General features: G+C 66.8%; 23 protein-coding genes and 1 tRNA gene. 13 read left to right on the top strand and 11 right to left on the bottom strand.

The window, feature by feature from the left end; genetic code table 11:
* Positions 1–11 precede the first annotated feature (11 nt).
* Entirely contained in the window at positions 12–338 is a 327-nt protein-coding gene (locus BM337_RS04900; RefSeq protein ID WP_089814457.1) for a DUF7991 family protein, read from the bottom strand.
* A 53-nt stretch (positions 339–391) separates the two neighbouring features.
* Entirely contained in the window at positions 392–622 is a 231-nt protein-coding gene (locus BM337_RS04895; RefSeq protein WP_089814455.1) for an Lrp/AsnC family transcriptional regulator, read from the bottom strand.
* A gap of 104 nt (positions 623–726) precedes the next feature.
* Between BM337_RS04895 and BM337_RS04890 the strand changes: the two genes are divergently transcribed.
* Positions 727–1413 (top strand): potassium channel family protein, encoded by a 687-nt coding sequence (locus BM337_RS04890; protein WP_089814453.1) that lies wholly within the window; start codon positions 727–729, stop codon positions 1411–1413.
* A gap of 1 nt (position 1414) precedes the next feature.
* A complete protein-coding gene (locus tag BM337_RS04885; protein ID WP_089814451.1) occupies positions 1415–1645 on the top strand; it encodes an Lrp/AsnC family transcriptional regulator in 231 nt (76 codons plus the stop codon).
* Positions 1646–1871: 226 nt separating this feature from the next.
* On the opposite strand, the gene BM337_RS04880 is transcribed toward BM337_RS04885, so the two are convergent.
* Complete coding sequence (locus tag BM337_RS04880) at positions 1872–2390, bottom strand: DUF5813 family protein (RefSeq protein WP_089814449.1); 519 nt, start codon at positions 2388–2390, stop codon at positions 1872–1874.
* A 98-nt stretch (positions 2391–2488) separates the two neighbouring features.
* Positions 2489–2573, bottom strand: a tRNA-Leu gene (locus BM337_RS04875).
* Between the two features lie 272 nt (positions 2574–2845).
* Here BM337_RS04875 and BM337_RS04870 point away from each other — a divergent pair.
* The 7 genes from BM337_RS04870 (at position 2846) to BM337_RS04840 (ending at position 11210) form a co-directional block, all read left to right on the top strand.
* Positions 2846–4714 carry an ABC transporter substrate-binding protein gene (locus BM337_RS04870; protein ID WP_089814447.1) on the top strand — a complete coding sequence of 623 codons (1869 nt, stop codon included), beginning with the start codon at positions 2846–2848 and terminating at the stop codon, positions 4712–4714.
* Between the two features lie 204 nt (positions 4715–4918).
* Positions 4919–5998 carry an ABC transporter permease gene (locus tag BM337_RS04865; RefSeq protein ID WP_089814445.1) on the top strand — a complete coding sequence of 360 codons (1080 nt, stop codon included), beginning with the start codon at positions 4919–4921 and terminating at the stop codon, positions 5996–5998.
* Positions 5998–7476, top strand: coding sequence for an ABC transporter permease (locus BM337_RS04860; RefSeq protein WP_089814443.1), 1479 nt, complete (start codon positions 5998–6000; stop codon positions 7474–7476). The genes BM337_RS04865 and BM337_RS04860 overlap by 1 nt, the downstream gene beginning before the upstream one ends.
* A complete protein-coding gene (locus BM337_RS04855; protein WP_089814441.1) occupies positions 7473–8600 on the top strand; it encodes an ABC transporter ATP-binding protein in 1128 nt (375 codons plus the stop codon). Before BM337_RS04860 ends, BM337_RS04855 begins: the two co-directional genes overlap by 4 nt.
* On the top strand, positions 8597–10213 hold the full coding sequence (locus BM337_RS04850; protein WP_089814440.1) for an ABC transporter ATP-binding protein: 1617 nt from the start codon (positions 8597–8599) through the stop codon (positions 10211–10213). The genes BM337_RS04855 and BM337_RS04850 overlap by 4 nt, the downstream gene beginning before the upstream one ends.
* Positions 10210–10626 (top strand): DUF7555 family protein, encoded by a 417-nt coding sequence (locus BM337_RS04845; protein ID WP_089814437.1) that lies wholly within the window; start codon positions 10210–10212, stop codon positions 10624–10626. Before BM337_RS04850 ends, BM337_RS04845 begins: the two co-directional genes overlap by 4 nt.
* A gap of 38 nt (positions 10627–10664) precedes the next feature.
* On the top strand, positions 10665–11210 hold the full coding sequence (locus BM337_RS04840; RefSeq protein ID WP_089814435.1) for a DUF7529 family protein: 546 nt from the start codon (positions 10665–10667) through the stop codon (positions 11208–11210).
* Positions 11211–11232: 22 nt separating this feature from the next.
* Here BM337_RS04840 and BM337_RS04835 read toward each other — a convergent pair whose 3' ends face one another.
* The 5 genes from BM337_RS04835 to BM337_RS04815 form a co-directional block, all read right to left on the bottom strand.
* Complete coding sequence (locus BM337_RS04835; RefSeq protein WP_089814432.1) at positions 11233–11574, bottom strand: ferredoxin; 342 nt, start codon at positions 11572–11574, stop codon at positions 11233–11235.
* A 91-nt stretch (positions 11575–11665) separates the two neighbouring features.
* On the bottom strand, positions 11666–12214 hold the full coding sequence (locus tag BM337_RS04830; RefSeq protein WP_089814430.1) for a peptidylprolyl isomerase: 549 nt from the start codon (positions 12212–12214) through the stop codon (positions 11666–11668).
* Between the two features lie 163 nt (positions 12215–12377).
* Complete coding sequence (locus tag BM337_RS04825) at positions 12378–13289, bottom strand: alpha/beta fold hydrolase (protein ID WP_089814428.1); 912 nt, start codon at positions 13287–13289, stop codon at positions 12378–12380.
* A 57-nt stretch (positions 13290–13346) separates the two neighbouring features.
* Positions 13347–14450, bottom strand: a complete 1104-nt coding sequence (locus BM337_RS04820) for an anthranilate phosphoribosyltransferase (protein WP_089814426.1) — start codon at positions 14448–14450, stop codon at positions 13347–13349.
* Between the two features lie 170 nt (positions 14451–14620).
* Positions 14621–15202, bottom strand: a complete 582-nt coding sequence (locus tag BM337_RS04815) for a peroxiredoxin (protein WP_089814424.1) — start codon at positions 15200–15202, stop codon at positions 14621–14623.
* A gap of 273 nt (positions 15203–15475) precedes the next feature.
* Here BM337_RS04815 and ahbB point away from each other — a divergent pair, with 273 nt between their 5' ends.
* From ahbB to mptA, 3 genes are all read left to right on the top strand, one after another.
* A complete protein-coding gene (ahbB, locus tag BM337_RS04810; RefSeq protein ID WP_089814423.1) occupies positions 15476–16513 on the top strand; it encodes a siroheme decarboxylase subunit beta in 1038 nt (345 codons plus the stop codon).
* 137 nt (positions 16514–16650) lie between these two features.
* Positions 16651–17247, top strand: coding sequence for a HalX domain-containing protein (locus tag BM337_RS04805; protein ID WP_089814421.1), 597 nt, complete (start codon positions 16651–16653; stop codon positions 17245–17247).
* Between the two features lie 77 nt (positions 17248–17324).
* Positions 17325–18257 (top strand): GTP cyclohydrolase MptA, encoded by a 933-nt coding sequence (mptA, locus tag BM337_RS04800; protein ID WP_089814419.1) that lies wholly within the window; start codon positions 17325–17327, stop codon positions 18255–18257.
* Positions 18258–18395: 138 nt separating this feature from the next.
* Here the strand turns inward: mptA and BM337_RS04795 are convergent, their stop codons facing one another.
* Together BM337_RS04795 and truD are read right to left on the bottom strand one after the other, a co-directional pair.
* Positions 18396–19433 (bottom strand): sensor histidine kinase, encoded by a 1038-nt coding sequence (locus tag BM337_RS04795; RefSeq protein WP_089814417.1) that lies wholly within the window; start codon positions 19431–19433, stop codon positions 18396–18398.
* Between the two features lie 156 nt (positions 19434–19589).
* The gene (truD, locus tag BM337_RS04790) at positions 19590–20975 is read right to left on the bottom strand and encodes a tRNA pseudouridine(13) synthase TruD (RefSeq protein WP_089814415.1); all 1386 of its coding nucleotides are present in this window, start codon (positions 20973–20975) and stop codon (positions 19590–19592) included.
* Between the two features lie 252 nt (positions 20976–21227).
* On the opposite strand from truD, the gene BM337_RS04785 reads away from it, so the two are divergent.
* On the top strand, positions 21228–22550 hold the full coding sequence (locus BM337_RS04785) for a sodium-dependent transporter (RefSeq protein ID WP_089814413.1): 1323 nt from the start codon (positions 21228–21230) through the stop codon (positions 22548–22550).
* Positions 22551–22552 lie beyond the last annotated feature (2 nt).

The raw sequence follows: 22552 nt of genomic DNA, 5'->3' as shown, positions 1-22552 counted from the left end.
CTCTCCGCGCGCTATCGAGACCTGGTTCGGTCGGGGACGTCCACTTCGTCCGGCGCGGGCATCCAGAAGTAGTCGAAGGTGATGCCGACGGCCAGGGGCACGGCGATCGTGATGGCGATGACCGTCGCGCGGCTCCCCAGGTCGACCCCGAGGCCGAACACGCCCGAGAGGACGAACAGCACCACCACCATCGTGAGCGGGATGAGGAAGAGGGCGTAGAGGATACTCCCCCAGGCCGTTTCGAGGCGAACCCGGAAGAAGCGAGTCATGAGGGCAGCGAGCGCGCTGTTGACCAGCACGATGACGAGGAGACCAGTGATACCGACGACGCCGACCATGGTGGCGCTAGTGACTCAGCCCTCTTTGCCGTATCGAAGCGCTACCGTCGGGATCACTCCAGACAGATGTAGGTGCGCGTGTCGGCGACGCCGTCCAGGTCGCGGATGCGCGTCGCGACCGAGTGCATCACGTCGTACACCTCGTCGCCGGCGGCCTCGGCGATGATGTCGTACTGGCCGGCGACGATGTGGGCGTCGGTGACCCCCTCGTGGTCGCGGATGGCCGCCAGGAGCCCTTCAGACTTCCCCGCGGCGGTCTTTATCATGATGAAGGCGGTGACCATACGTAGTATGTGACACGATACCACGAAAAGGTTTGCCCGCCACCGCCCCACGGCGATTCGCCGCTCGGGGTACATTTATCCACCCCCAGGTTGTAACAGTTACCATGCGATTCGTTATCGTGGGTTCCGGTCGCGTCGGGCTCCGGACGGCCCGCGTCCTCGACGAGAGCGGGCACGAGGTCGTCGTCATCGACAGCGACGACGCGAAGGTAGCGCGGGCTCGCGAAGAGGGGTACGATGCCATCGAGGGCGACGGGGCGATGGAGGCGACCCTCGACGAGGCCGACCTGGACAGCGCGGACGCGCTCGGTGCGCTCACCGGCGACCTCAACGACAACTTCGTCGCCTGTATGATCGCCAAGGAACACGGCTGTCGCACGGTCATGCGCATCGACGAGGACTACCGCGAGGAGATCTACCGCACCTACGCCGAGGACGTCGACGAGGTGATCTACCCCGAGCGGCTGGGCGCCATCGCCGCCAAGAACGCCCTGCTGGGCGGCAGCATCCGCGCCGTCGCCGACGTCGCCCACAACCTCCAGCTCGTCGAACTCACCGTCACCGAGCAGTCACCCGTCCGGGGCTACTCGCTGAGCGAACTCGAACTCCCCGCCCACTCGACGATGATGGCCTTCGGCAAGGACGGCGAACCAGCCCGGCTTGCCACCGACGACGACACGCTCGAACTCGGTGACCACCTGATCGTCCTCGCCGACTTCGACGCACTCTCGGACGTCCGCAGCATCGTCGTCGGCGAGACCGGCCGCAAGGCGGCCGCGGGGGGTGTGTAACATGGTCGTCGCCTACGTCATGGTCAAGGCCCACACCGGGGAGGCCGACCGACTGAAACGCGACATCGAGGCCATCGAGGGCGTCGTCGAGGCCTCCATCGTCGCCGGGGACGTCGACCTCATCGCCAAAGTCGACGTCGAGACACCCGGCGAGGTCAAGGACGTCGCCGCCACCCAGATCCAGGACATCGACGGCATCGAGGACACGCAGACGTACATCGCGATGGACTGAAGACTAAACTTTACTTTCGTTCGAAAATCGCTCCGCGATTTTCGTGATGACGAGAGAGCTTCGCTCTCTCGAACCACCTCGGGTGTCCTCGCAGGCCTCCGGCCTGCTGCGGGCACCGCTCGTCGCAAACGGTAGTCTCCAAACTTCCCGGAAGTCGCGCTCTTCGAGCGCGCTTCCGGTGAAACGCGGCGCTTCGCGCCGCGTATGCTAGAAATTACCGCGACCGCTACAGCGGCGTGCCGCCGACTTCGCCCTCACCGCCGCCGCTGGAGGCGTCGCTGACCAAGTCGGCGACCTTGCCTTCGTAGCTGTAGCCGGGGACGATTCCTTCGACGTAGGTGCCCTCGACGTACTCGACGAAGGCCTTGGCCACGTCGGCGGCCCTGTCGGCGCTCCCGAGCGTGAACTCGTAGGTCGTCACGACGTCCTCGCCGTCCCGTTCGACCGAGAACGCGTCGAGTTCGACGTCCGCTCGCGTGGCCTTCGGTGCGTCTTCCAGGCGGAGTTCCAGCGTCTCGAACCAGCCGTCGGCGACGGCGTCACCGACGTCGTCCTCGGTGGCTGCGTGCAGCGTCGGCGCGCGCACGGTGACGGTATAACTGGTTCGCCACTCTTCGGCATCTTCGGCGGTGACGCGGCCGTCGAACACCGTCGTCGTCAGGCGATACGATCCGTCCTCGGTCCGCTCGTAGGCGTCGTGGTGGTCGAACGCCTGCGCGACTGCGTCCGGTAGCTCGTCGGTCATTGGCGCTCGATAGGTGAGTGTGCGTCAAAAGGCCGTCGTCAGCGCGATCGATAGCGGCTCCGTCTGTCCGTCGGCTCACTGGCACGTGAGCGAGAGAGTGCGAGGGACGCGATTTGAACGCGCGGACTCCTGAGAGAGCGGGTCTTAAGCCCACCGCCTTTGGCCAGGCTCGGCTACCCTCGCGCGATACCAACTGTGCAGTCGTCCGGAATGTCGCTTTCGGTCCGCAGTTCACGGTCGATCGGTCCGGCCGAATCTCGGCCGGAAAGAGGCCATCGATGATCACTTCCGATCGTTACCGATCAAAGGCCAATACACATCATTCGGAAAGTAGATACGCAATGTGAAATGGCGACTGTAACATCCAACACGCTTATTCCGTACGAATTTGAAAGACGTGATAGGCGAGACTGGCGGGTCAACAATTGACGATATGTTGTGAGCCAACAAAAACCATGTTAGATAAAGACAATCTATCCCGACGAGATTTCCTGAAGGGCACCGGCGGCGTCGCAGGGGCCTCAGTACTGGCCGGCTGTGACGGCGGCGGCAGCGGCGATTCGACCCCGGCCGATAGTACCGACACGACCACCGGCGGAGACGGTGGTGACGGCGGTGACGGCGGTGACGCCGGTACCACGCTGAACATGATCAACACCGGGACGATGACGTCGCTGGACCCGGTAGCCATCTCCGACACTGCGAGCGGTATCGTCGCGAACCAGTGTTACGAGGGGCTGATGACCTATCCGAACGCGAACCCGGAGGTCGAGCAGAACCTCGCGACGGGGTACGAGACCAGCGACGACTTCCTGGAGTACACGTTCACGCTCCAGGAAGGGGTCCAGTACCACAACGACATGGGCGAACTGACGGCGTCGGACGTCGTCTACTCCTGGGAGCGGCTGGCGGCTTCGCCCGCATCGGAGCGAGCGTACTTCATCCTCGACTCCATGGGGGTCGAGGCGCAAAACCAGAACGGCGAGGCGTACTCTACGGGAGACGAGTACCAGCCGGGGTCGATGCAGGTCGAGGCGACGAGCGACTACGAGGTGTCCTTTACCCTGCGGCGGCCGTTCCACGCGACGATGCAGATGCTCGCGTACGGGAACTTCGCCATCCACCCCGAGGGCATCGTCGGCGACATCGAGGGCTACGACGGCGAGGTCGACCAGGAGACGATCGCCACCAGCGACTCCTACGGGACCGGCCCGTTCGTCCTCGACTTCTGGGAACAGGGCGACTCCGCCCAGGTGACCGCGTTCGAGGACTTCCGTCGCGACGACCAGCCCAAACTCGACGCGATCAACTGGGCCATCATCGAGAAACCGGAGCCCCAGTATCGCTATGCGACGAACGGGAACGCCGACCTCCTGAAGATACCGACCCAGTACTACGACCCGTCCAAGGTGTCGGTCGAAGAGACGACCGAGGCCGGCCAGGAGATGGGGACGTACGGGCCCATCTCCTCGGGCAGCCTGAACGGGGAGACGGTCAACTACCTCCGCACGCCGGAGATCGGGACCTACTACATCGCCTTCGACGTCTCGAACACGGAGCCGGCCGTCCGGAAGGCGGTCGCGTACATGGTCAATCGCGAGGAGATCGCCAACTCGACGTTCAAGAAACGCCAGCCGGTGGCGTACCACCTCACGCCGCCCGCCATCTACCCCGGCGGAGCCGAGGCCTACGACCAGCACGTCGAGGAGAACTACCCCTACGGCATCGCCGAGAGCCAGATCGAGAACGCGAAGCAGGTCATGGAGGAGGCCGGGTACGGCCCGGACAACCAGTACGAGCTGACGATCAACTCCTACCAGGGCATCTTCACCGAGATGGTCCGCGGTCTGCGCGACAAGCTCTCGGCCGCCCACATCAACGCCAGCGTGGAACCGACCGACTTCGCGACCATCATCGAGAAGGGGAAACAGGGGAACCTGCAGTGTTACACCCTCGGGTGGATCGCCGACTGGCCGGCCCCGGACAACTTCGTGCAGCTGATGGCCCCGGAGTACACCGACGTCGCGGAACTGGGGCAGTCCGCGCTGACGTACACGAACTGGAGCGAGATCGACACCGACGCCAAGACGCAGGCCCAGGAGGCCTGGGACACGATCTCGAACAACCTCGACCCGAGCGACGAGGCCGCCCAGACCCGCGCCGAGGCGTACGTCGACCTCGAAGAGGCGAACTGGGAGGACGTGGTCCTGATCAACATCGTCCACGGCGCCACCGAGCGGTTCTACGGGGACAACGTCTCCGTCGAACCGTTCGGCGGGATGGGGATCTCGCGACAGACCCACTACACCACCACGAAGGAGTGACGCCGGTCCAGCGGGACCGGACGCGTCGCCGTTCACCCGCGCGGTCGGTCACCCGTGCGCGCTGTCGGCCGTCCACCGGTCAGTGACGTCCGGCCGCGCCGACGACGCTCCGACGTTCGCCGGATCGCAGTGAATATACGATAGCGACGAGAATTCATACGTGATACCACACCACACCCCGGCTCTTGTAAACTATCCTAACACATGAGTAGATGGAAGTATTTTCTGCAACGACTCGTTCTGACCGTCCCCATCCTGCTGCTGGCGATGTCGATCGTGTTCCTGATCGTCCGCGCCGGCCCGCTGGATCCGGCGCGTGCCATCGTCGGGATGGGAAACCCCGCCGGCTACCACGACGTCGCCGTCGACCTCGGAATCGAACGCGCGGTCAGGGTCGACGGCGAGGTCAGGTACGTGGACGTCCCACTGTGGCAACAGTACGTCGACTTCATGGCCGGCCTGCTGACGCTGGATCTCGGCCAGTCGTGGGTCATCTACCCTGAGACGAGCGTCTACGAGGTGATCGCCCTGCGCGCGCCGCGGACCCTCTGGCTCGGCTTCTGGTCGGTGCTGATCGCCCTGTTCGTGGGGATCCCGCTGGGCTTTTACGCGGGACTCAACCCGAACACGTGGGGCGACTACACCGCATCCTTCGGCGGGATCGTCTGGCGGGCGATGCCGAACTTCTGGCTCGCGGTGATCCTCGTCGCGGTGCTGTCGAACTCACAGCAGCTGTTCGGCTTCAGCTGGCAGCAGCTGGTCGTCCCGACGAACGTCGTCACCGCGCCCAACCTGGGTTTCCTGACGGACCCCGGCATGTTCCTGTCCGACCCCGGACGCGCGTTCGACCAGTTGCTCGGCGCGACAAAACAGATCTTGCCGGCGGCCATCGTGCTCGGGTCGTCCTCGATGGGGAACGAGATGCGAATCGGCCGGACCGCCGTCCTCGAGACGATCAACTCGAACTACGTCGAGACGGCGCGGGCCAAGGGCGTCTCCGCACGCTCGATCGTCTGGAAGCACGTCTTCCGGAACGCGCTCATCCCGCTGATCCCGATCATCACCGCCGAGGCGTTCCTGCTCATCGGCGGGTCGGTGATCGTCGAGTACATCTTCGCTATCAACGGGCTCGGCCAGCTGTTTTTCACCGCCGCCACCAAGGGTGACCTGCCGCTGGTCGGCTCACTCGCCTTCATATTCATCCTGCTGACGCTCTCGCTGAACGTCCTGCAGGACTTCCTGTACACGATAATCGACCCCAGAGTCGGCTACGAGGAGAACTGATGACTGGTACCGAACACGCCGTTCACCGATCGCTGCGGACACGGATTCGGGAGAACCAGCGGCCTGCAGCGGTGTGGGTCGCGGTGCTCCTCGCACTGGTCGCGCTCGAAGCCGGCGCGCTCGTCGAACTGGCAGTCGTGCTGGTACAGGGGATGGTGAAAGCCTGGCCCTTCGGCAACCCCGGAATGGCCCAGATCGAGAGCGCGAAGGCCGCGGCCGAGGCCATTCCGACGCTGCTCTCACGGGAGACCATCCCGAACCAGGGGTGGCGCACGGGCGCGAACGGCCCCTGGACGAACACGTTCCTCGGGCTCGAACCGATGGTCGCCTGGCTGATCCGATTTACGCTCGTCTACGCCTACGTGGGCGTGCTGATCGGCTGGGTCCTCTACGGCTACCGGCTCTACCGCGAGCACTACCGGCAGGCCGACTGGACCCCGACCGACGACGTCGTCCGCCGGTTCCGCTCGCACTCGTGGGGGCGGTTCGGACTCGTCGTCGTGCTGGCGTTCGTCATCATGGCCGTGTTCGCGCCGACGCTCTCCCCGGCGCTGGCCGAGGAGAACATCGAGAACCCCTACAGCTACGATATGCAGTACTTCGACGAGGAGACCGGCAGCGTCGAGACGGTGTTCGTCGGCGAGGCTAACAGCCAGTCGGCCTCGCAGGGGGCCGGAGACGACAACATCGGCCTCTGGCAGTACGACGACTTCGACCGGTTTCACCCGTTCGGGACCATGCCGAACGGGAAGGATCTGTTCACCTTCATGATGTACGGCGCCCGCGTCTCGCTGTTCATCGGCCTGCTGTCGATGGGGATCATGGGTGCGTTCGCGACGGTGTTCGCCATGACGACGGCCTACTACAAGGGACTCGTCGACCTCGCGGTGGTCATCGTCGGCGACTCGGTGATGTCGATCCCGCAGCTGTTACTGCTGATACTGGCGATGGCCGTGTTCAACGGCCACTGGCTGGAGGGGATCTACAACGGTGGGCTCCTCATCGCGCTCATCTTCGGGTTGACCGGGTGGCCGGCGCTGTGGCGGGCCGTCCGCGGCCCCGCGTTCCAGGTGTCGACCGAGGAGTGGGTCGACGCCGCGCGCTCGTTCGGTCAGCGCCCGAGCGCGACGATGCGCAAACACATGCTCCCCTACGTCGTGGGCTACCTGCTCGTCTACGCGTCGATGACGCTCGGCGGCGTCATCATCGGGACGGCGGCGCTGTCCTTCCTCGGCATCGGTATCGACGCGCCGACGCCCGAGTGGGGTCGCGCGGTGAGTCTCGGCCAGCCGTTCATCGCGACCCAGTCCTGGCACATCGCCATGATCCCGGGCCTGCTGGTCGTCGCCGTGGTGACGGCGTTCAACGCCCTGGGCGACGGCATCCGCGACGCCATCGACCCGCAGCAATCTGCGGGCGGTGAGGCCGAGGCCAGTGCCACCGACGCCGGCGTCGCAGCCGGAGGTGGTGGCGGATGAGCCAGCAGCCGCGCCGGCAACGGGCCGCGAGCGAGCCGGTCCTGTCAGTCGAGCACCTCCGGACCGAGTTCCACACGGACAAAGAGGTCATCCGGGCCATCGACGACGTCTCCTTCGACGTCCACCCCGGCGAAACGGTGGGCATCGTCGGCGAGAGCGGCTCCGGGAAGTCGGTGACGGCCCGGTCGATAATGGGCCTCGTCGACGACCCCGGGCGGCTCCTCGACGGGTCGTCGATCCGGTTCCGCGGCGAGGAACTCGTCGGCAAGACCGAAGACGAGTACCGCGACGTGCGCGGGGACGGCATCGCGATGGTGTTCCAGGACCCGCTGTCCTCGCTGAACCCCGTCTACACCGTCGGGAACCAGATCAAGGAGGCGCTGAAACTTCACCAGGGCCTCACCGGTCAGGCCGCGACCGACCGGGCCGCGGAGCTACTGAAGGCGGTCTCCATCCCGGACGCCCGCCGCCGGCTCACGGAGTACCCCCACCAGTTCTCCGGCGGGATGCGCCAGCGAGCCGTCATCGCGATGGCGCTGGCCTGTGACCCGGATCTGCTGATCTGCGACGAGCCGACGACCGCCCTCGACGTCACCATCCAGGCCCAGATCCTGGAGCTACTCAACGACATCCAGGCGGCCGAGGACCTGGCCATCGTCTTCATCACCCACGACATGGGCGTCATCGCCCAGGTCGCCGACCGGGTGAACGTGATGTACGCCGGCGAGTTCGTCGAGAAGGCGCCGGTCGAGGAACTGTTCGCCAACCCGAGACACCCCTACACGCAGAGCCTGCTCGAATCGATCCCGGGCCGGGGCGACGCCGACGAGCGGCTCCAGTCCATCGAGGGCGACGTCCCGACGCCCCACGGCCCCGCGACGTACTGCCGGTTCGCCCCGCGCTGTCCGAAGGCCTTCGACGAGTGCGACGCCATCCACCCGGCCCACGTCGACGTCGGCGAGGAGGACGTCGAACACACCGCCGCCTGCCTGCTCTACCCCGACGACGTCCCCCAGGAGGAAGCGCGGGCTATCCACGAGGAGCGCCAGACCGAGGCGGAGCGGACCGGCGACGGCGACGACCAGCTGGTCGACGAGAACACCCCACCGGAGGAAGAACAATGACACAAGTCGTCGAATCGGACGAGTCGGCTCGCGAGGAAGACGTCCTCGTCGAGGTGAACGGACTGAAGAAGTACTACGACGCCGGCTCGCTCACCGGGACGCCCGTCAAGGCCGTCGACGGCGTCGACTTCGACATCCGACGGGGCGAGACGCTCGGTCTCGTCGGCGAGTCCGGCTGTGGCAAGACGACCCTCGGGCGGACGCTCGTCCACCTCGAGGCCGCCACCGAGGGAGAGGTGCTGTTCGACGGGCGCGACGTCACCTCGCTCAGCGGGAGCGAACTCAAGCGCTGGCGGCGGAACGCCCAGATCGTCTTCCAGGACCCCGAGTCGTCACTGAACGACCGGATGACCGTCGGCGAGATCGTCCGGGAACCGCTCGACGTCCACGACTGGCCGACGCTCACCGTCCGCGTCGCGGGCGCCTCGGACGCGACCGTCACCGGCGACGCGGAGGCAGCCGATCCGACGGAGAGCGGGCGCGACGTCGACGTCACCGTCACGGTCAGCGACGACGACGCCGACGTGGCGGTCCGCGACTCGCTTCCGATCGGTCCCGAGGACCTGGCCGTCGACGTGGACAGCGGGTCGACGACGACCGTCGACGTCGAACTGATCCCCTCGAAGTCACAGGTCCGGCGGGCCCACGTCAGGGAGCTGCTGGAGCGAGTCGGGATGCAGCGCGAACACTACTTTCGGTATCCACACCAGTTCTCGGGCGGTCAGCGCCAGCGCGTCGGCATCGCGCGGGCGCTCGCGCTCGAACCGGAGTTCGTCGTCCTGGACGAACCGGTGAGCGCGCTGGACGTCTCCGTCCAGGCGAAGATTCTGAACCTGCTCGAGGACCTGCAGGACGAGTTCGGGCTGACGTACCTCTTCATCGCCCACGACCTCGCGGTGGTCCGCCACATCTGCGACCGGGTCGCGGTGATGTACCTCGGCAACGTGATGGAACTGGGTGCGGCCGACGCCCTCTTCGACGAGCCCGCGAACCCCTACACGCACTCGCTGCTGTCGGCCATTCCGGAACCGGACCCGACCATCGAGTCGGACCCGATCACGCTGCGCGGAACGCCGCCGTCGCCACGGGACCCGCCCACGGGCTGTCCGTTCTCGACGCGATGCCCGGCCAAGATCCGCCCCGACGAGTTCGACCATCTCGACGACGAGACCTGGGCAGCCATCGACGACCTCCACCGGATCGTCCGCGAGCGCGGCCGGGCCGAACGGTCGCTACGCGAGCGAGCGAGGGAGGTGCTGGGGATGGAGACGCGCTTCTCCGACGTCGAGGACATCGTCGTGGAGGCGTTCGGCCGCCTCGACCGGACGCCCGATGCGACAGCAGAGCGGTCGTTCGAGGCGGTGATGGACGCGTTGCCGCGTGACGTCCGTGGCCCCCTCGTCGACGTGACCGACCACCTCCGGGAGAACCGTGAGGAGGACGCCCTCGAACGGTTGCTCGACGCCTTCGGGAGCGAGTGTGACGCGACCAGCCCGGCGTACTACGACGTCGACGAGGGCGGGCGCGTCTCGATGTGCCACCGTCACGACCCGGCCTACGACGAGGTGGGTCCCGTCCTCGAAGAGCGCTACGGGGACTACGCCGGCCGATGAGGAGCGGGCGTCGGCTCTGGATCAAGGCGGTCGACGGGGTCCAGTACGCCGTCGTCCTGACGGCGCTCGTCGTCGCGGTTTGCACGCCGGTCGGGCTGCTGGCGACCGGGTCGCTGGTCGGACTCAAGTGGCTCCTCTTTCTCGTCGGCCTGTTGCTCATCGGCGTCGGGACCGTGAAGCTCCGACCGCCACCGGCCGGCCGGGAGAACCCGCGATTCGGGGTCGGGAACTCGCGGGCCGACGACGGACTCGGCGGACTGGTCGGTCGCCTCCCGCCCGTCGCCTGGTTCGACCCCGCGCCGTCAGACCACCTCTCAGACGGTGGGCGGTTCCTGCTCGCGGGCACGCTGTCATGGGCCGTCTCCTTCGGCCTGGAAGCTGTCCTCGGCGTGGGCGTCCCGACGGTCGGCTAAGCGACAGCCTTTACGGCGAGAAGCCTCACTCACTATCTATGACTGACGCCCCCGATATCGACGGGGAGAGCGTGGACGAAGCCGAGCGACTCGCCGCGAGTAGCGAGGTGCACGCGAACGCCTGGCAGCGGACGCTGGACGACATGTGGGCCCTCGAGGAGGAGTTCCAGGACGAGGGGTGGGAGACGCTCGTCACGGCCGCTGGCCACACCGCAGCAGTGACGCCATCCCACGGGAAGGGGTACTGGGGATTGACCCACATCGTGCCCGACAGCGACGCCGAAGCCATCGGTGACGCCGTCGAGTCCGCCGACTTCCCGCGATACGACGTCTACCGGACGCTCGTCGACGGTCGCGTCTTCTCCGTCACCGCCCTGCTCGACCCCGAGGCGGAGACGGCCGTCCTCGTCTCGAACCAGTTCGAACTCCGCAGGGCCCGCCCGCTCGTCGAACACGCCCACGAGGCCGGCCACGTGAACACCGTGGTCCGGTTCCTCGACGGAACCGTCGTCGCGCAAGCACGTCACGACGACCCCGGGAAGTTCTTCCCCCGCTACGAGACGTTCGGCGACGACGAGGCGTGAACGCACCGCACCCGCCGCTTTCTCACCAGTCGACCGAGAGCGTCCCGTCGCCGTCGGGGTCGGGCGCTATCTCCTCGTTCGTCCGCCGGTCCACGACGTGGATCACCCCACGGTCCTTCTTCGCCGGGCACACCTCTGCTGCACTGATCTCGTCGTCGAGGTCCGCCTCGCCGACGAAGTAGGTCTTCGGCGCGGCGATGCCCGTGTCGAGACTCAGCTCCCAGTTGTCGGAGACCTCGGCGCACTTGCCGGCGCCGATGCACTTGTTGGCCTCGAAGATGATCTTGTAGGGCTTGTCCTCGACCGGCGGCGCGTCCGCGGACCCGAATTCGCTCGGGTCGACGGGACCGTCCTCGTCTGCCATACGCGACTCTCGGGACCCCTGGCAGTTAAGTGCGCTTCTTCGGCCGAGAGTTGCCGGACGACAGTACAGTCTGAAAAAAGCCGCCGGCGGCTCAGTCGTGGATCTCGACCGATTCGATGGTGATCGGCGACGTCGGGTGGTCGTTCATGTCGGTGCTCGTGGCGCCGATCTCCTCGACGACGTCCATGCCGTCCGTGACCTCGCCGAAGACGGCGTGCTTGCCGTCGAGGTGGGGCGTCGAGTCGAGCGTGATGAAGAACTGCGAGCCGTTGGTGTCCGGGCCCCGGTTCGCCATCGACAGCTTGCCCGCCGAGTCGTGGGTCAGGTCGTCGTGGAACTCGTCCTCGAAGGTGTAGCCCGGGCCGCCGCGGCCGGTCCCCTCGGGGTCGCCGGTCTGGATCATGAAGTCCTCGATGACGCGGTGGAACTCCACGCCGTCGTACAGCGGGTCGGTCCGCTTCTCGCCGCTCTCCGGGTCCTCCCAGGCGCCTTCGCCGGGGCCGATCGAGGCTTCGTCGTAGTCCGCCGCTTCGGTGGCGTGGTCGACGAACGCCTCGACCGTGCGCGGTGCCTTCTCGTCGAACAGTTCGACCTCGATGTCGCCTTCGGACGTGTGGATCGTCGCAGTCAGGTCACTCATGGACGGGGAGACGCGAGCGCCGGGCAAAACCCTGGCGGTGGACGTCCGGGGGTTGAAGTGGGGTGACGGGACCACAGCCGTCCGTGACCTGACTCGCGCAGTCGGCCGGGTCGCGATAGCACGGTGCGTCGGCCGACGAAGGCGGAGTACCGTCTGCTCGCCCCTACAGGAACCCGACTAACTCCTGGTTGACCCGTTCCGGCGCGTCGACCGGGAGCCAGTGGCTCGCATCCGGGTAGCGTTCGACCCGCAGGTCGGGCACCCACCGCTCCAGTCCCTCGGTGAGCGATGGAGAGAGGGCCTGGTCCCGCAATCCCCACAGCAACAGCGTCGGCACCGCGACGCGCTGGTCCCCGACGCCGCCCTGGACGAGCGTCAGCCACGCGTTCCGACGGAACAGCGCCCGGTAGTAGTTGATCGCGGCCGTCAGCACGCCCGGGCGGGCGAACGCGCGTTTGTAGCGCTCGACGTCTTCGTCGGTGAACGCGTCCCGGCGCACCGGTTGCTTCCGAAACAGGTCCTCCAGCGCGGCGAAGTCGTCCCGGCGGAGCGACCACTCCGGAAGCCACGGGATCTGGAAGAAGAAGGCGTACGAGGAGCGACGAATCTGTGAGAGCGACGACCGCAGTTCCCGCTCGTACGCCGTGGGATGGGGCGCGTTCAACACACCGAGTCGGTCGACCACGTCCGGTCGGTCGCTGGCGACCTGCCAGGCGACGACGCCGCCCCAGTCGTGGCCGACGACGCGGGCCGACTCGTGGCCGAACGCGTGGATCAGCCCCACCACGTCCGCCACGAGCTTATCGAGGGCGTATGCCGAGACGCCCTCGGGCTTCGCGGAGCGATTGTAGCCCCGCAGGTCCGGCGCCACGACGCGGTACCCCGCCTCGGCGAGGGCCGGAATCTGCTCGCGCCAGGAGTACCAGAACTCGGGGAAGCCGTGGAGGAGGAGGACCAGATCGCCGTCCACCGGACCCGCGGTGACGTAGTGGAGGGCGACGTCGCTGGCGCGGACCGTCCCGTGGTTCCAGGACCCCTCGTCTGCCCACCGGCCGCTGGCGGTGGCGCCACTCATGTGTTCGAATTCACACGAGCGAAAGAAGGGTCTTTCCCCGCGTCAGGGTCCTCGTCCTCAGAAGTCTTTGAGGTCGGCGAGCACGTCGGCCGCGCTCCCGTCGGCGACGACGGCGCGGGCCTGTTCCATCCCCTCGTCGAGCGACGGGACGTCCTCTCGGGCGTACATGCGCAGCGCCGCGTTCAGCGCGACGGCGTCCTCGAACGCGTCGTCGTCGTCGAACCAGTCCGTCGTCTCCCCGGCGACGACGGCCTCGGTGATCTCGGCCGAGTCCGCCGCGACGTCGTCGACTTCCAGGTCCGCGCTCTCGAGGTCGACACCGTACTCGGAGGTGCGGATCTCGAAGTCGAAGATGTTCTCGTCGTCGGCCTCGGGGTCCTCGGAGGGCCACTCGGCCACGACGGTCGACCCCGGTCGGATGTCGTCGTACCCCTCCATCCCCTGGAAGAACAGCGCGCGCTCGACGGTCTGGCTCTCGCAGGCCTGGAACGTCCGGATCATCCGCTTGGCGAAGGCCAGGTGGTAGAAGCTGCCGAGGTGGACGGCGGCGTCGGCGGGGTTGGCCAGCGTCTCCATCGTGTTGACGAAGGTGCGGACGCCCATCGCGTCGCGGCGTTCGAACAGGTCGGTGACGCCGGGGTTGAACGCCGGCTGGTAGTAGAAGCCGAAGCCGACTTCGTCGACCATCTCCGCGCTCTCGCGGGGCGACGGGTCGGTCATCACGCCCAGCTCGTCGAGGACGTGCTTGTAGGCGTCCTGTTTCTGGGTCGGGACGCGGTCGCCGGAGTGGACGACGACGGGGGTGCCGGCGGCCGCGGCGACGACACCGGCCGCGACGCCGAGAATCGCCGACCGGCCCTTGCCGTCGTAGTTTGCACCGCAGTCGACCGGGTCGGCTTCGGGTGCCGCCACCTCGACGCTCTCCTCGCGCATCACGTCGACGAAGGCGGCCAGTTCCTCGGGGGTGTTGCGCTTCCAGCGGTTGGCGAGCCAGAACGCACCGAGCGTCGTGTGGTCGGGTTCGCCGTCGAGGATGCGCTGGAACGCGTCGCGGGCCTGCTCCCTGTTCATGTCGTCGGCGGACTTGTGTCCCGAGCCGACGACCTCCGTCATGAGCCGCTTGAGCGGCCAGTCGCCGTACTCGCGAGTCGCTCGTGCCATGGCCGGGGATTCGACTGCGCGCGTCTAAAGGCTCCCGTTTCGCGCGAAGCGGCTCGACCCAGGGGCGCTACTCGCTCCAGAGGGAAGGGAGGGATAGCGAATAGATACTGAACGGTTCGATCGCGGTAAGAACGTCGTACTCGACTTATCGTGGCTGAGCTACACGGCTATCAACTCGGTGAATCGCGCAATGGTGTTTCCGTCACCCACTCCAGAACCTCGTTCGCGTGTTCGTCTGGTGGAAAAACTGGGTAGAAGACGTGTTCGATATGCCCACCAGTGACTACCAAGGTCAGCCGCTTCAGATAATTCTCTCCCCCGATAGCGAACGTCGGCAAGTCGAGTGCATTCGTCAACTCCCACTCTGCATCGCTGAGCATTTCGAAGGGGAGGTGCAAGCGGTCACGAGCTTCGCGCTGGTACTCACTCGTCTGCGTAGACAGTCCGAACACCGCTCCGACTCCGTTGTTCCGGAGGTCGTCGTACTGATTACGAAAACTGCAGGACTCGGGAGTACAGCCACGGGCACCCGGCACAGCTTCCCACCCTTCTGGTATCACGTCCTTGTCTGGGCGCCCCGTCATCGGGTAGATGTAGATAATCGTTCGAGGAGAGAGTTCCTGAAGGTCAACTATCGTGCCGTCGGTCGTCGGGAGTGAGACCTCGGGCATCTCTATTCCTTGAAGATGGTCGGCTTCCCGATCGTCTTCGGGTTCAGGCAGGTCATTCGGGAGCGGAAAATCGTCGGACATAAAATGAAGAACCACTCCCGGTGACAAGAGGATTTGTCATTGGCTACGTGTCTGTTCGGCTGTATACTCGAGAGACATACCGTGTGTTCAGCACGGCATTTCTACCAGCCACGGGTAGGTCGATAGCGAGTGCGATACATCCACGCTCTGTCCCCGGTAGTCGAGTCGCAGAATGCAGTGAGAAATGAACGCTGATAGTAGCGTTTCCGATGCCCAGGTCCCGTTTCGCGCAAAGCGAAAACCGTACATCCGTCCCTGCCGAAATCCGGTCGAATGAGTCTCCGGTCGGACGACTGGCGCGAGGGAATCGGCGACGTCGACGCCGCGCTCGTCGACGGCTACCAGAGCGGCCTCCCCGTCGAAGAGCGACCGTTCGACGCCGTCGGTGCCGAACTTGGAATCGACGCGGCGGACGTGGTAGACCGGATAGCGAGCCTGATCGACGCCGGCATCGTCCGCCGGTTCGGGCCGGTCCTCAACCCGCCCGTCATCGGGTCGTCGACGCTCGCGGCCGTCCAGGCGCCCGCCGACCGATTCGACGAGATAGCCGAAACGATCAACGCCCACCCGCAGGTCAACCACAACTACGCCCGCGACCACGAGTGGAACATGTGGTTCGTCGTGACCGCGGCCGACCGGGCCACGCGCGACCGGATCCTCGACGAAATAGCGGCCGAGACGGGCTGTGAGGTCCTGAACCTCCCGATGCTGACAGACTACTACATCGACCTGGAGTTCCCCGTCGTCAACGGGGACCGGTTCGCACGCGAATCGCTCCAGGCGACAGACGTCGAGGCGACCCGGATCAGCGAGGCGTCGGTCGCCGACCTCTCCGCGCTCGACCGCAAGGTTCTGCTCGCCGTCCAGGAGGGGTTCCCGCTCTCGACCACGCCGTACGCAGACATCGCCGAGCGCGTCGGTGCACCGGTCGACGGGGTCCTCGAATCGATCCGGAAACTGCTCGACGGCGGCTGTATCAAGCGCATCGGCTGCGTGGTCAACCACGTCGCGACCGGGTTCGACAGCAACTGCATGGTCGTCTGGGACGTCCCGGACGACGAACTCGACGAGCGCGGCGAGGCCGTCGGCCGCCTGCCGTTCGTGACGCTGTGCTATCACCGGCCGCGCCGGCCCGACCAGGAGTGGTCGTACAACCTGTTCACGATGATCCACGGCCGGGAAGCGGCCGCCGTCGACGAGAAGATAGACGAACTCGCGGGCGAACACCTGCCGTTCGACCACGAGCGCCTGTATTCGACCGCGACGCTGAAACAGACCGGCGCCCGGTACGACGATCTCGTCGGAGCGTGAGCGGCGGTGACAGTCTGTCGGGCGGCAGACGACAGCCGTGACAGTCGGTCGGGCGGCGGACGACAGCCAGGCCGAGTGTCGGTATGTGTTACCAATCCCCGCAATGCTTTTAAAACTCTTTTCGCATAGGTAGTCCAATGACGGGCACGAACCGCGCGCAGGTCCTCGTCGTGGACGACGAGCGGGAGGTGGCCGACGCCTACGCCGCGCAGCTCTCCGACCGGTACGAGGTGTCGACGGCCTACAGCGGCCACGAAGCCCTCGACGCGCTGACGCCGGACGTCGACGTGGTGCTCCTCGACCGGCGGATGCCAGAACTCGCCGGTGGGGACGTGTTGCGCGAGATCCGCGAGCGCGGGCTGGACGCCCGGGTCGCGATGGTGACCGCCATCGACCCGGACTTCGACATCATCGACATGCCGTTCGACGACTACCTGGTGAAGCCGGCGACCGGCGAGGACCTGTTCGACACCGTCGAACGGTTGCTCACCTGCGCCGCCTACGAGTCCCACGTCCGAACGTTCTACGCACTGTCCTCGAAACACGCCGCCTTACAGGCGACCAAGACGGACGCCGAACTGGAAGAGAGCGAGGAGTTCCGGGAGCTCCGGGCCGAACTCGAGGCCCACCGGGCGGAACTCGACCGCATCGTCGCGGGGTTCGACGAGGACGACTACGAGGTGTTGCTGCGTGACTTCGACACGCAGGACCCGTCGCCGTCGGGCGGCGAGTGATCGCGTCGACGCCCGCTCGGTCCCCGTCGCAGGTGCTTTCGAAAGCACTAACCACCGATCCGCTCTAGGGCTATCCAATGAGTCAGCAACTGCCGGACGTCCAGGCCTCGAGTCCCGACGTGACCGTGGGCCTCAACCGCGTCGGCGTCACCGGCGTCGAGAAGCTGGTCAAGATCGGTCGCGAGGACCAGCGTCCCATCGTCCTGATGGCCGAGTTCTCCGTCTTCGTCGACCTGCCGTCCTGGCGGAAGGGCGCCGACATGAGCCGCAACATGGAGGTCATCGACGAGACGCTGGAGGCCGCCGTCCAGGAGGAGGTCTCCGGCGTCGAGGACGTCTGCGGCGAGGCCGCCGAGCGCCTCCTCGAGAAACACGACTACACCACCCGCGCGGAGGTGAGCATGGAGGCGGAGTACGTCACCCGCGAGCAGACCCCCGAATCCGGCATGCAGACACAGTCGACCGCCGACATCATCGCCTCGGCGACGGCCGACGACGACGGCACCAGCGAGGAGATCGGTGCCCGCGTCACCGGGATGACGGTCTGCCCCTGCTCGCAGGGGATGTCAGCCGCCCGCGCCCGCGAGACGCTCCAGGGCCTCGACGTCGACGACGAGACCATCGACTCGTTCCTCGAAGAGGTCCCCCAGCCGGGCCACTCCCAGCGCGGCCACGCCACGCTGACCATAGAGAGCGAGGGGTCGCCACCGGTAGACCTCGACGACGTCATCGAGGTGGCCCGGGACTCCATGAGCGCGCGCATCTACAACCTGGCCAAGCGCCCCGACGAGGACCACATGACCTACGAGTCCCACAAGAACGCCAAGTTCGTCGAAGACTGCGTGCGTGCGATGGCCGAGGGCGTCGTCGACCGGTTCCCCCAGCTCCCCGAGGACGCCATCGTCAGGATGGAACAGTCGAACGACGAATCGATCCACCAGCACAACGCCCACGCCGAACGCGTCGCCAAGGTCGAGATGCTGGAAGCAGAGGTCAACGGCGACGACTGAGGTCCGGTCACGCATCGCTACGGCGAGCAAGCGACTATCGTTCCCGAATTGCGTGAGCCGTAACCGCGGAATTCGTTTTCTGGCGGCCGTCGGCGCCTCGTCGAGCGCCCTGGTCGCGCGACACGACCGCAGCCACAGTCACTCGGTTCGAACTTCGAAGCGCGCGCCACCGTCGTGCCCGGTCACGGTCCTGATCGACCAGCCGTGGGCCTCGACGATGCGGCTGACGATGGCGAGTCCCAGCCCGGTGCTGGCGCCGCCGGAGTAGCCCGAGTCGAACACCTGGTCGCGCTGGTCGGAGTCGATGCCCGGCCCGTCGTCCATCACGTAGAACCCGTCGGCGGTGGCGCCGATCCAGATGGTAACGTCGTCGCCGCCGTGGTCCATGGCGTTGCGAAAGAGGTTCTCCAGGGCCTGCTGGAGCAGGCGCGGGTCGGCCGGTACGCGGCCGTCGGATTCGATCCGGAGCGTCGCTTCGTCGGCCTGGACCGACTCCCAGGCCTCGGTCGCCACCGCGGACAGCTGGACCGACTCCCGGTCGATCGACTCGTTGGCGATCCGGGAGAACTGTAACACGTCGTCGACGATGGTGTCCATCCGGGTTATCGAGCGTTCGAGCCGGTCCAGTGCCGCCTCGTCGCCGTCCTCCCGGACCGCCAGCAGGCTCCCGTGAGCGACCTGGAGCGGGCTCCGCAAGTCGTGGCTGGCGACCGCGGCGAACTCGTCGAGGCGCTCGTTTTGCCGCTCGAGTTCCGCCTTGCGCTCCTCGACCCGTTCGATCCATCGGCCCACCGCGTAGAGGAAGCTGACGCCCGCAAGGCCCAGGGTGACGCCCTGGAAGACGAATCTGAAGGCGAAGGGCTGGGCGACGAGGTCGAACAGCATCGCCGTCGTCATCGAGACGCCGAACAGCGTACAGCCGGCGAGCAGCGCGCGGTAGAGTCGCCGGTCGGACCGGACGAAGTCGAAGACGAACGGCCCGGCGACGGCCGCGAGGACGCCGACCAGTTCGAACGCCGGTCCGACCAGGAAGAGCGTCTCGCGCGCTGGAAACACGACCCACTGGACGATGCCGAACGCGGCCAGGACCGCCGCGAGGGCGCCGCTCGTCACTGTGGCGCTGGTCGTGTCCGCAGCGTCGACAGCCATCCGAACCTGCGATCGGACTGCTCCCATTCGTCGGATCCACGACGGAGGGCCTGCTAAGCGTTGCCCCTCAGTCTCAAACGTGATAGGGACGCGATCCGCACCCGGCGTCCGATCGCACCGACCCGGTCGTTCGAGCGTGCCCGCGGGGGACGAACGCGTCTCGGTCCAGCCCCGCGTACCAGTTCAGCCGAGGTGTTCCGGGTCCCGCTTCAGGTACTCCCGTAGCACGACGGTCGCGTAGCTCCCCTTCGGCAGCGCGAACGAGAAGCGAACCGCGTCGGTCCTCTCGCGCTCGACGGCCAGGTCGGTCCGGACCTGGATCGCCCTGCGCGTCCCCGTCGACTCGAACTCGCCGGGGAGCGCGAAGTCGCCGGGCTCGACGCCGGTTTCCTCGAGCACCGCGCGCTCGATCTCGCCCGGTTCGCCGTCGGCGAGTTCCGTCTCGGTGCCGACGAGCGGTGCCGTGACGAACGCCCGCCCGCGCTCGCAGTGGCGCTCGACGGTCCGGATCCGGTTCTCGTCGACGCGCTGGAGGCGGTCGGTGTCTGGGAGGGCCAGGCCCTCGGGAGCATCGGCGTCAGAGAAACACACCACGTCGCCCGCGACCGGCCGGTCGAAGGGGAGCCCCCGTTCCAGGCGCTCCGAGAGGACCCGGTTGAAGACGTACGACTGGGCGGCGTTGACGAACATTGTCTGGAGGTTCGTCGGGACGGCCTCGAGGGCCTCCCGGAAGTCCTCGGGCGTCTCGCCGCCGTTCTCGACGAGGCGATGGCACATCGACCGTTCGTACCCGAGCGCGCGCGGGAAGCGGTCGATGGCGCCCTGCCAGTCCCTCGTCTCCTCGACGTAGGCTCGGGCTTCCTGCGTCGCCTCGGGTTCGCGTTCGTGGGGTCGGCCCACGTAGGCCAGCACGGCGCCCTCCCAGTCCTCGCGGACGATGGCGAGACCGACCTCGTGGGTGACCGGCCGCCGGCTACCGAAGCGCTGCTGGCCGAAGTAGTTCGGGACGGCGACGGTCACCTCGTCGGCCGCTGCTCCACCCGCATCGCCGTCGTCGCCGTTCCCCGTCGCGAGGCCGGCGAACTCGCGGAGGTCCTCAGTGATGGCGTCCACTGAGTCGGGGCGCTCGACGTCGCGCACGGTGATCTCGAACGCGTTGCCCGCCAGGTCGCCGAAGAGCACGGGACGGCCGGCGCGGCCGACCACCTCGACGTCGGCGTCGCTGATTTCCGGCAGGTCGTCGGGGTCGACGCCGTCGACGGAGAACAGCTGCGTCGTCACAGCGCGCTTGTCCTTCGTCCCGGCCCAGGAGACGCGCTCCCGGGAGATGCCGAGGCCGTCCGAGAGCCGGCCGGCGAAGTCGTTGGTGTCCCAGCCGCGCAGGGTCGCGCGGAGGACGAGGTGCTGGTAGCCGCCCGGGTCCGCGTCGACCGGCTGGACGTCGAAGGCCTCCAGTTCGGTGACGCGGAAGTCCTCGGGCGAGGCGCGTAGACGGCCACCCGTCCCCTTGGCGTCGCTGACGTAGTAGTCCATCCCGACCGCCTGCTCGATGGGGTGTGCCTCGCGCATCCTGTCGTCCGTTGGTCGCCCCGGAACGCGTAAAGACGTAGCGATGCCAGCGACGCGCCAGCACCGGAGACCGACTCCGTCCGGGACCACGAAACCGGTGACCGACCAGGCAGTGGCGAAACAGGTAGCGGATTTTACACCAGAGGGAAGCGAGGTAGGAGGCCCGCTGTCGGCATAAAGTGGCGCTCGAACGATCAGTTTTCAGCCATATGTCTCGAAAATTATTTGTGCGTCTGTGTGCCACAGGGTGCTATGGCGATACGAGAGACGTGGGCGACACGCATCGGCTTCATCCTGGCCGCGGTGGGGAGCGCGGTCGGGCTCGGCAACATCTGGCGATTCCCGTTCCTGACGGCGGAGTCGGGTGGCGCGGCGTTCCTCGTCGCGTACCTCTTCCTGGTCGCGGTGATCGGGCTCCCCGTCATGCTGGTCGAGTTCGTTATCGGACGGGAGTCGAAACAGAACGTCGTGGACGCGTTCCCGGAGATCGGCGCGCCCACCTGGAAGTTCATCGGGGCGATCGGGGCCCTCGCCGGGTTCGTGATCCTGTCCTACTACAGCGTCGTTGGCGGGTGGGTCATCCAGTACATGGTCGGCAGCCTCACGGGCGGCTACGCCGGTAACGCCGAGGCGTTCTTCGGCTCCGCTGCGGAGGGGACCAACGCCCTCGCCTACGACCTGCTGTTCATGGCCATCGTCGCGGCTATCGTCTCCTTCGGCGTGCGCGACGGCCTCGAACGCGCGGCGAAGGTGATGATCCCGAGCGTCGTCGGCCTCCTGGTCCTCCTCGCGGCCTACGGCGCGACGCTCTCGGGCGCGAGCGAGGGGTACGCTTACTACCTCTCGCCCGACCTGAGCACGCTCGTCGGTGACGCCATCGCCCTGCTGCCCGACGCCGCCGGTCAGGCCTTCTTCACGCTCTCGCTCGGGATGGGCGTGATGATCACCTACGCCTCCTACCTGGGCGAGGACCGCAACATGCTCCGCGACAGCCTGCTGATCGTCGTGGTCGACACCTCGATCGCGATCCTGGCCGGCCTGGCGGTGTTCCCGTTCCTCTTCGCCCAGGGCGTCGACCCGGGCACCGGCGGCGTCGGGACCACGTTCGTCGGCCTGGCGAGCGCGTTCGGCAGCCTCCCCGCCGGACAGGTCGTCGGCTTCGTCTTCTTCGCGATGCTGTTCCTCGCGGCGCTGACCAGCGCCTTCAGCATCCTCGAAGTGATCGTCTCCTTCACCATCGACACCTTCGACGTCGACCGGAAACCGGCGACGGTCGCCATCGCGGCGGTCATCTTCCTCGTCGGCGTCCCGACGGCGATGAGCCTCGACTACCTCACGCTGTACGACGCCATCGCGAACCGGATCCTCCTGATCGGCGGCGGCCTCCTGCTGGCCATCTTCGGCGGCTGGTTCTACGCCAGCGGCGCCCGCGAAGAGCTCCAGAAGGGCATGCCCGGCGGCGAGACCCTGACGACGGCGTGGATCTGGATACTGCGGATCCCCGTCGTCCTCGTCCTGGCGTACGTCCTCTACACCGGGATCATCGAGGTCGCCGGTATCGTCGCGGGGATGTGAGC

Source organism: Halomicrobium zhouii, from assembly GCF_900114435.1.
Lineage (GTDB): Archaea > Halobacteriota > Halobacteria > Halobacteriales > Haloarculaceae > Halomicrobium > Halomicrobium zhouii.
This window is presented reverse-complemented; position numbering and strand designations above follow the sequence as displayed.